Origin of the sequence: Nocardioides sp. PD653-B2 (assembly GCF_002117935.1) — a bacterium.
Classification (GTDB): Bacteria; Actinomycetota; Actinomycetes; order Propionibacteriales; family Nocardioidaceae; genus Nocardioides.
Map to the genome: position 1 here is coordinate 36,309 of NZ_BDJE01000014.1, position 9,061 is coordinate 45,369.

10 protein-coding genes are annotated in these 9,061 nt (G+C 72.4%); 5 read left to right on the forward strand and 5 right to left on the reverse strand.

Annotated elements, in window-relative coordinates:
* The first annotated feature begins 23 nt into the window (after window positions 1–23).
* Window positions 24–464 (forward strand): hypothetical protein, encoded by a 441-nt coding sequence (locus tag PD653B2_RS06700; RefSeq protein ID WP_085871566.1) that lies wholly within the window; start codon window positions 24–26, stop codon window positions 462–464.
* A gap of 52 nt (window positions 465–516) precedes the next feature.
* Window positions 517–2,520 (forward strand): ATP-dependent DNA helicase, encoded by a 2,004-nt coding sequence (locus PD653B2_RS06705; RefSeq protein ID WP_085871567.1) that lies wholly within the window; start codon window positions 517–519, stop codon window positions 2,518–2,520.
* Here PD653B2_RS06705 and PD653B2_RS06710 read toward each other — a convergent pair.
* The 3 genes from PD653B2_RS06710 to lexA all read right to left on the reverse strand — a co-directional run bounded on the left by PD653B2_RS06710 (window position 2,513) and on the right by lexA (window position 5,797).
* Window positions 2,513–4,108, reverse strand: a complete 1,596-nt coding sequence (locus PD653B2_RS06710; RefSeq protein WP_085871568.1) for an MXAN_6640 family putative metalloprotease — start codon at window positions 4,106–4,108, stop codon at window positions 2,513–2,515. The two genes, PD653B2_RS06705 and PD653B2_RS06710, sit on opposite strands and share 8 nt — an antisense overlap.
* A gap of 73 nt (window positions 4,109–4,181) precedes the next feature.
* The gene (locus tag PD653B2_RS06715) at window positions 4,182–4,955 is read right to left on the reverse strand and encodes a phosphatase PAP2 family protein (protein ID WP_165763362.1); all 774 of its coding nucleotides are present in this window, start codon (window positions 4,953–4,955) and stop codon (window positions 4,182–4,184) included.
* A gap of 101 nt (window positions 4,956–5,056) precedes the next feature.
* A complete protein-coding gene (gene lexA, locus PD653B2_RS06720; RefSeq protein ID WP_085871570.1) occupies window positions 5,057–5,797 on the reverse strand; it encodes a transcriptional repressor LexA in 741 nt (246 codons plus the stop codon).
* 292 nt (window positions 5,798–6,089) lie between these two features.
* Between lexA and PD653B2_RS06725 the strand changes: the two genes are divergently transcribed.
* Together PD653B2_RS06725 and PD653B2_RS06730 are read left to right on the forward strand one after the other, a co-directional pair.
* Window positions 6,090–6,443, forward strand: coding sequence for a LysM peptidoglycan-binding domain-containing protein (locus PD653B2_RS06725; protein WP_207559250.1), 354 nt, complete (start codon window positions 6,090–6,092; stop codon window positions 6,441–6,443).
* Between the two features lie 128 nt (window positions 6,444–6,571).
* Window positions 6,572–6,970 (forward strand): hypothetical protein, encoded by a 399-nt coding sequence (locus tag PD653B2_RS06730; protein WP_085871571.1) that lies wholly within the window; start codon window positions 6,572–6,574, stop codon window positions 6,968–6,970.
* A 3-nt stretch (window positions 6,971–6,973) separates the two neighbouring features.
* On the opposite strand, the gene PD653B2_RS06735 is transcribed toward PD653B2_RS06730, so the two are convergent.
* Both PD653B2_RS06735 and PD653B2_RS06740 read right to left on the reverse strand, forming a co-directional pair.
* Window positions 6,974–7,333, reverse strand: coding sequence for a hypothetical protein (locus PD653B2_RS06735; RefSeq protein WP_085871572.1), 360 nt, complete (start codon window positions 7,331–7,333; stop codon window positions 6,974–6,976).
* 82 nt (window positions 7,334–7,415) lie between these two features.
* A complete protein-coding gene (locus PD653B2_RS06740) occupies window positions 7,416–8,192 on the reverse strand; it encodes a sigma-70 family RNA polymerase sigma factor (protein ID WP_085871573.1) in 777 nt (258 codons plus the stop codon).
* A gap of 137 nt (window positions 8,193–8,329) precedes the next feature.
* On the opposite strand from PD653B2_RS06740, the gene PD653B2_RS06745 reads away from it, so the two are divergent.
* Window positions 8,330–9,043: a hypothetical protein gene (locus PD653B2_RS06745; protein ID WP_085871574.1), complete on the forward strand. Its 714-nt coding sequence runs from the start codon at window positions 8,330–8,332 to the stop codon at window positions 9,041–9,043.
* The last annotated feature ends 18 nt before the right edge of the window (window positions 9,044–9,061 follow it).

Genomic DNA, 9,061 nt, shown 5'->3' on the forward strand with positions numbered 1-9,061 from the left:
AGAACCACGAGGAGAATGGCGCGATGAGCCACAGTCGCACGGTCATCTCGGCGGTCGCCGCCTGGCTGGTCGTGGTCATCCTCGGCTCGACCCTGGTGTGGGCGGTGATCTCCCGCGCGGGCGACGGCATCGCCCCCACCGTCGGTCCCGGCGTCACCGATTCGGTGACCGGTCCGAGCCGCTCCCCGGGCAGCCCGACGACTCCGTCCTCGGACGCGACCGGTGGACCCGAGCGGCGCAGCTGGCAGGGTGCCGGCGGGGTGGTCACCGCGCAGTGCCGGGGCGAGCGCATCTCGGTGGTCGCCTCGGCCGATCCGGGGTTCGTCGTGGAGCGGGAGTCCCGCGGCCTCGACGAGGTGCGGGTGTCGTTCCAGGGCCAGGGCGACGAGGGCCGCGAGACCGAGGTCCGGGCCCGCTGCGTCGACGGCGTCCCCGACTTCGAGGTCGACGCGCGCGACGACTGAGCCCTGGGGACGGCGGCCGACGGCTGTCCGGCGTCGCGGCTAGGGTTCTCGGGTGCCTGACGCCCCCTCCCAGAAGTCGGTCTCGGTGACCGACCTGTTGGCGACCGCGGTCGCGGCGCTGGGCGGCCAGGAGCGGGCCGGGCAGGTGGAGATGGCCGAGGCCGTCACCGCGGCGATGGAGAGCGGCGAGCACCTGCTCGTCCAGGCCGGCACCGGCACCGGCAAGTCGCTGGCCTACCTGGTGCCCAGCCTGCTCCACCGGCAGCGCGTCGTGGTGGCCACCGCGACGCTCGCGCTCCAGCACCAGCTGGTCGAGCGCGACCTGCCGCGGCTGGTCGAGGCCGTGAAGGACGCATCTGATTCTGGGGCGGGCGTCGACACGTCGTACGCCGTGCTGAAGGGTCGCTCCAACTACGCCTGCCTCCACCGGATCCGCGAGGGCGTGCCCGACGACCAGGGCGCCCTGGTCGAGCTGCCCGAGGGCTCGCTCGGCAAGAAGGTGCTCGAGCTGCGGTCCTGGGCCGAGAAGGAGGTCGAGGAGAAGGGCAGCGGCGAGCGCGACAACGCCCCGCGCCACACCGACAAGGAGTGGCGCCAGGTCAGCGTCAACCACCGCGAGTGCCTCGGCGCCGCCAAGTGCCCCTTCGGCCAGGAGTGCTTCGCCGAGCGTGCCAAGGAGAAGGCGCACCGCTCCCACCTGGTGATCACCAACCACTCCCTGCTGGCGATCGACGCCATCGAGGGCGTGCCGATGATCCCCGACTACGACGTCGTGGTCATCGACGAGGCCCACGAGCTGACGACCCGGGTCACCCAGGCCGCGACCGACGAGCTCTGGGCGGCCGAGGTCGAGCGGGCCGCCCGCCGCAGCCAGCGCCATGTCGACGGCCCCGAGGCCGACAACCTGGCCGACGCCTCCGACGCGCTGCGCGCCGCGATCAGCGAGGCCAGCCCCGGCCGCTTCGACCGGGTCCCCGAGGAGCTGTCCGACGCGCTGGTCCTGGTCCGCGACGCGGCCCGGGCGGTGATCTCGGCCTACCCCAAGGGCGACGCCGCCGCCGACGACGCCGACGCCGGCCGCGCCCAGGCGAAGGGCGCCGTGCAGGAGGTTTTCGCGACCGCCGACCGGATGGCCGCCGACCTCGAGTCCGACGTGCTCTGGATGTCGGAGGGCACCGAGCGGATGCCACCGCGGCTGTGCGTCGCGCCGCTGCAGGTCTGGGGGCCGATGCGCGACAAGCTGCTCAGCGACAAGACCGTCGTCTTCACCTCGGCCACGCTGATGCTCGGCGGCGACTTCGGCGCGGTCGCCACCAGCGTCGGTCTCAAGCCGTCGGAGCGGCTGGTCGGCGACGCGGAGCCGGCCGGCACGAGCGGCGAGACGCTGCCGTGGCGCGGCCTCGACGTCGGCAGCCCGTTCGACTACGGCAAGCAGGCGATCCTCTACATCGCCCGCCACCTGCCGCCGCCCGGCCGCGACGGGCTCGGTCCGGCCGTGCTCGACGAGATCGCCGAGCTGGTCGACGCCGCCGAGGGCCGCACCCTCGGGCTCTTCTCGTCACGACGGGCCGCGGAGACCGCGGCCGAAGCGATCCGCGATCGGCTGCCCCACCTCACCACGCTCGCGCAGGGCGACGCCCAGCTGCCCGAGCTGGCCCTGCAGTTCGTGAGCGACCCGCACACGTGCCTCTTCGGCACACTCAGCCTCTGGCAGGGCCTCGACGTGCCGGGCGACACCTGCCAGCTGGTGATCATCGACCGGATCCCGTTCCCACGGCCCGACGACCCGCTGCTCAGCGCCCGTCAGAAGGCCGCCGACCGCGCCGGCGGCAACGGCTTCATGCAGATCGCGGCGACCCACGCCGCGCTGCTGCTCGCCCAGGGCTCGGGACGGCTGATCCGCACCCACACCGACCGTGGCGTGGTGGCGGTGCTCGACCCGCGGCTCGCGACGGCCCGCTACGGCACCTTCCTCAAGGCCAGCCTGCCGCCGATGTGGACCACCACCGACCCGGCGGTCGTGCGCAAGGCGCTCGCGCGCCTGGCGGCTACCTGACCGCCTGCGCCCGCACGGCCATCCGCAGGTTGTCGTCCATCGACCGGCCGTCGCAGGAGAAGCCGGCGTTCGGCGCGACCCCGCAGGTGTAGCGGATGCTGGCGTTGACCAGGGTGACCTCGACGTACGTCACGCCGCTGCCGAAGGCGAACGCCTTCGACGCGTCGCCCTGCGACGACAGGGCGAGCGCGGTCGTCTCCGGCTGGCCGGATGTGCTGTGCACCGTGACGACCGCGGCCGAGCCGCGCGACGTCGGCGGCAGGTCGACCTGCACCTTCACCGTCCGGGCGGCGAGCCCGGAGCCACGGGTGAAGCGGAACGTCGAGCTGGCGAGGTGGTCGACCTTGCGGGTCAGCACGCCGCTGTCGCGGTGGCCGCTCGAGAGCGTCGTCCGACCGGCCGGCGACGCGACCGGGTAGTGGTTGGCGGCGCCCTCCTCGTACGACAGGCCGGGTCGCCGGTTGGCGTCGGCGAAGTCCGCGAAGACGCTGCGCAGGCTGGTGCCCTCGGCGGCGAGCTCGTGTGCGATCGCCTGCACGGAGTAGTCGTCGTCCCCGCCAGGAGCGGAGTCGGCGCGTTCCCACATGCTGCGGACGATCGTGGGCAGGCCGCCTTCGGCGTCCGGGAAGTGCTCGGTGAGGTAGCGGAAGAAGATCCAGTCGCCGTACTGCTGCACGCCGCCGTAGTCGAAGCGGTCCATCGACGCGGCGGGCCGCGCCAGCGGGCTCTGGGACAGGTACTGCAGGTTGTCGTCGACGTCGTCGTACAGCTCGTCCTCGGCCCAGGTGGCGGTCGCCTCCATGAACCAGGCGTCCTCGTAGTAGTCGTAGGCGAACTGGACGGCGTGGAAGAGCTCGTGCGCCGCGGTGACCTCGAGGTTCTTCAACGCGTCGTTGGTCGGGAACTGGTCCGAGGAGTAGTCGTTGTCGAGCACGCAGTAGGCCCAGCCGTCGTGGGGGCCGTTGCGGGGGATGTCCTGGTCGCTGTTGCAGTAGCCGTAGTAGCCCTGGCTGCCGACGTCGGCGAGGTAGATGTCCATCCTGGCGTCGCCGCCGAGGTCCTCGTCGGGCTCGGGGGCGCGGTAGCCGGCGGCGGCATACGTGTCGAGCACGTCGGTGACGACGTCGGCCACGGTCTCGACGTAGTCGGGGATGCCGTTCTGGTCGGCGTCCTTCTGGCTCACCTTGTCGCTCGTCTGGTCCACCCAGTGCACGCAGAGGAGGTCGTTGCACGCGCGCTCCGCGTCCTCCGGGTGCAGGTAGCCCGACCCGTCGGGGTCGTTCGCACCGTCGGTCGGGCGGGCCAGGATCCGGTTGGCCGCGGCGCGGTCGTCGCCGCGCAGCTCGTTGCGCAGCACCGAGAGCCGGTGCAGCACCATCGTCGCGTCCTTCGCGGGGGCCGCCGCGCGCCGGGCGTACGTCGAGGCCGCCGGCGCGAACAGCGCCCGCGCGTCGGCCAGCGCCCGGGCGGCCGCGGGGCTGCTGGTCGTCCTCGGCCCCGGGTCGGCGGACGCTCCCGGGGCAGGGGCCACGACGAGCGCGGCGGTCACGGCGAGCGAGGCAACGAGGGCAAGGGGCTTCAGGCGCACCGGACCACTCAACCGCACCACTGCGGAAACCAAGAACCCGGACTAGCCAGGCGGCGCGTCGGCGCCGCGCGGCTCAGTGGTGCGCGCGTCTCCGGAGGATCCGGTGCAGCGGGATCCGGCCGATCGCCTCGGCGACGGCCCAGCCCACGATGATCACGAACCAGCCCATCAGGGCGTCGATCACCCAGTGGTTGCCGGTGCCGACGATCACGATGGCGGTGCCGCTCGCGTAGAGCCAGCCGAGGGCGCGCACCCAGTAGCGGGTGGCGTAGATCTGCAGCGCGAGCGCGACCCACAGCGACCAGCCGGCGTGCAGGGAGGGGAAGGCGGCGAGCTCGTTGGTCAGCCCGCCCAGGCCGCGCGGGGCGGAGGCATCCGCACCCCACCAGCCGTCGGCGGCGTGCAGGCTGAGCACGTCGACGTACCCCTGGATGAACCGCGGCGGGGCGGTCGGGAGCGAGATGTAGGCCGCGAGCCCGAGCAGGGTGCCGATGACCAGGGCCCGGCGGGCCGGGCCGTAGCGGTCGGCACCGAGGCGCCAGAGCCAGATCAGCACGGCCCCGGTGACGAGGTAGTGGAGCGTCGCGTACCAGTAGCTGCCGGCCAGGCCGAGGACCCGGTGGTCGCTGAACAGCTGGTTGAGCGGGACCTCCCACTGGATGCCGAGGATCGACTCGACGTGGAGCAGCTCGTTGGCGCGGTCGAGGGCCGGGCCCATGCTCGTGTCGGCCACCAGCCGGGCGAGGCTGTAGAAGACCCAGAGGGCGAGGATCAGGACCAGCTCGAAGACGGCGCGCGCCCAGCGCGACGACTTCTTCGCCGGGGTGAGTGCAGGTGCTGTTGCCACAGCACCACCGTCTTTCATGCACCCTCCCAACGCATCGGGGCTACGCCCCCCTCACAACACCAGGGTCGGGTCAGGTGATTCCCCGATGTCGCGGACAGACGTCAGACCCGACGAAGGACGGCCGTCACTTTACCGAGGATCGTCGCGTTCGTGCCGTCGATGGGATCGTAGGCATCGTTGTGGGGCAGGAGCCACACATTTCCGTCCTTGCGCTGGAACGTCTTCACCGTGGCCTCGCCGTCGATCATCGCCGCGACGATCTCCCCGTTCTCGGCGGTGGGCTGCTGGCGGATCACGACGTAGTCGCCGCTGCAGATCGCCGCGTCGATCATCGAGTCGCCGGAGACCTCCAACAGGAACAGCTGGCCGTCGCCGACGAGCTGCTTCGGCAGCGGGAAGATGTCCTCGACGCGCTCCTCGGCGAGGATCGGGCCACCGGCCGCGATCCGGCCGACCATGGGGACGTACGTCGCGGCGGGCATCGCGTCGCCGATGCCGGTCTCGTCGTACGACGTCTCCTCGGCGCTCGACATGGAGCGGCGGGCGGCCATCACCTCGGGCAGGAACACCTCGAGCGCGCGCGGCCGGTTGGGGTCGCGCTTGAGGAAGCCCTTCTCCTCGAGCACCTTGAGCTGGTGGGCGACGCTCGACGAGCTGGTCAGCCCGACCGCCTCGCCGATCTCCCGCATGCTCGGCGGGTAGCCGCGCTTCTCGATGGCTTCCTTGATGTGCGCGAGCACCCGTTGCTGGCGCGGCGTCAGTCCGGTCGCGTCGGGCGGCCCGTCGGGGAGCTCGGCGACGGTCTTGCTCGGGTCTTTCCCCGGCGACTTGTTGGTGGCCATGGACGCACGGTAGCCATTGCGGGCCCGTCGTTCAAACATCTGTTCGAACGGGCGTGTCGCGCCGTCGGGTCGAAAGTCGTTCGAACGAATGTTCGTGTCGGGCCTTGATTCGTTCGAACAGGTGCTCTAACGTCGTACATGTGTTCGATCGAACGTCTGATCGAGCCGCAGGTCCAGACAGCTCCTCCGGGACTGTCGGTGGCGGCCACTAGACATAGGCACAGAAGCAGACAGGCACCGAGCGGACACACGCAGACCCGAGGCAGACCGCCACTTCCCCAGGAGGTCACAGATGAGCACCATGACGATCCACCACCCCACCGTTTCCCGGCCGGTCTCCCGGCCGACGACCGGCACGCTGCGGCTGACCCGCCGCGGCCGTCTCGTGGTGCTCACCCTCGCGCTGCTCGCCGTCCTCGCCGCCGGCATCGTGATCGCCTCCGGCTCGGTCGCCACCGACGAGCCCGGCACCCCGGTGCCGACCCGCGTGGTGATGGTCGGCACCGGCGACACTCTCTGGGACATCGCCGCCGACGCCGCCGACGACGGTGACGTGCGCGCCATGATCGACCGGATCGAGCGGCTCAACGCCCTGGACACGGGCATGGTCTCGGCGGGCCAGAAGCTGCTCGTCCCGACCGAGTAGCCCACCAACTTCGCCAGCCGACTCGACCCCGGCTGACGAGCCGGGGAAGACAGGGAGCGGGGCCTCGGCCCCGCTCCCTGCGGCATTTCCCGACGGCGGCTCGCGCGGGGGAGTCCTACGCTCTCGCCATGGCCGGCTACTCAGGCACCCCGCTCGAGCGCAAGCTCGGGATCCGGGAGTCGCAGGTGGTGTTCCTCGACGGCGCCCCCGAGGGGCTCGACCTCGCCGCGCCGGGCGCCGTACGCCGGCTGCCGCGGACCGCTGACGTGACCCTCACCTTCCACACCTCGCTCGCCGCGCTGAGCGCGCGGCTGCCGGTGCTCTTCGAGCGCACCAGCACCGCCGGGATGGTGTGGGTGTGCTGGCCGAAGAAGGCCGCCCAGAAGGCGTTCGGGATCGCCAGCGACCTGGACGAGAACCGGGTCCGCGAGCTCGGCCTGCGGCTCGGCTTCGTCGACGTCAAGGTCGCCGCGGTCGACGACACCTGGTCGGGGCTGAAGTTCGTGCGCCGGCTGGCCGACCGGTAGCGGTCAGCGTGCCGCGCGCCGGCCACCGACCGGCCGCGGGCCCTGGACGGGTGGGGGAGCGGACTCCGGTGTCCCGGGCGGGCGGGTGATGCCGAGCCGGCGCAGCAGGAGGGCGACCAGCATCAGCCCGAAGAACAGGCAGGCGACCGCGCCGACCGAGGCGAGCGCGAGGAACCACCACGCCGTCGGGTCGCCGCCCCGGGCCGTCGAGCCGAAGTCGATCGCGGCGTACACGAGGTAGCCCCAGGCCACCACGCTCGCGGTGACGCCGAGCGCGAGGAGCAGCAGGACGGGCTGGAAGGCCTTGCGCCGGCGGGGTCCGCGGCGCGATCCCGCCCGCTTGCCGCCAGCGTCACCCGTCACCGCGCCATTGTCGCCGATGGCCGGTCATCGACATGCCCGACCCGCGGGGTCCGGGTGGCCACCGTGGGCGCGGCGGCGACCGTCAGGCGGCCTCGAGGCTGATCTCGTCGCGCATCCGGGCCATCAGCCGGGCCAGCAGCCGCGAGACCTGCATCTGGGTGACGCCGATCTCCTCGCCGATCTGGGCCTGGGTGCAGCCGCGGAAGAACCGCATCTCCACGATCGTGCGCTCGCGCGGGGAGAGCCGGGCCAGCAGCGGGGCGAGGACGGCGCGCGCCTCGGCCCGGTCGAAGCCGGTGTCGGTGTACTCCAGCCGCGCGCCGATCGGCTGCTCGCCGTCGTCGTGGGCGTCGAGGGACGCGGGGGCGAAGCAGCCGTTGGCGCCGAGCGCCTCGACCACCAGCTCGAGGTCGAGGCCCAGGTGGGCTGCGATCTCGGAGGGGCGGGGCGCACGGCCGAGCTGCTGGAGGAGGTCGCCCTGGCAGCCGATGATCTTGGTCTGCGCCTCCTGGACCGGACGCGGCGGACGCACGGTCCAGCCGAGGTCGCGGAAGTGCCGGCGCACCTCGCCGCGGATCGTCGGGACGGCGTAGCTCAGGAAGTCGTGGCCGCGCTCGGCGTCGAAGCCGCGGACGGCCTTGACCAGGCCGACGTACGCCACCTGCTGGAGGTCGTCGTCGGGGATGCCCCGGCCGCGGAAGCGTCGGGTCGCGTCGACCGCCATCTTCATGTTGCGGTGGATGATCTGCTCCTCGATGTCCCGTCGCTCGCTGGGGCCGGCCTGCGCGAGGAGGGTGAAGAGGCGGGTGGTGGCGTCGGAGCGGTGCTCGTGTACGTCGGTGATCGGTGCGGTGTTCATCCGGACGGCCTCTTCTATGGGATTGTTGCGGCCCCCATGGCCGCTCTAGGAACTTGCCGAAAGTGGTAGATCGATAAACCACCCCATGGGGTGAAAATTCGCCGTCTGCGGTCCGGGCGTGTGGCACAGTTCCGGGCATGCGACTCCTCGGGATCCCGGCCGCCGCCGGCGCGACGCTGCTGACCCTCGCCGCGATGGCCCCGGCCCCGGCGCAGACCGCCGCCCCTGCGCCCGGCACGTCCACGACCACCCGCACCGACTGCGTCCCCGGCGGCACCCTGGTGGTCCGGCAGACCCGGCTCGAGTCGGGGGCGACCCGGGTCGTCATCGAGGGGCGCGACGTGCCGAACGGGACGTGGAAGGGCAGCTTCGCGCCCGACGACTCCACCACCGAGACCGACGTCCCGCTCACGGTGACGGCGAAGCGTCACGAGTTCCGCACCGAGATCGAGGTCGAGGACGTCACGAGCGACACCAACACCACGCTGCTGCGGGGCAGTGTCGCCCGGGCGTGCGCCGTCGGGCAGACCACCCGGCCGCGGTCGACCTCGGTGAGCACGTTCGCGACCGGACTGGTCGCCCGACAGCGGAAGTCCGGCGACCTCTCGGTCCGGGGTGCCGTCGTGGGGTGCGTCAACGGGTCGTCGTGGCGGTTCCGCCTGGCCGTGGAGGCGGGCGGCGCCGGGTTCGGCGGTGGGGGTGGCGGGGTGATCTGCCGCCAGCACATGGTGCGGATCCCGCCGCTCACCGCGAGCGACATCGCCGCACCCCCGACCGCCCTGACGCTGGTCGCGCGGTCCCACGGCGACGTACGCCGGCTCGTCTACCGATCCTCGACGCCGGCCCGGTAGACGCCGGCCCGTAGTCGC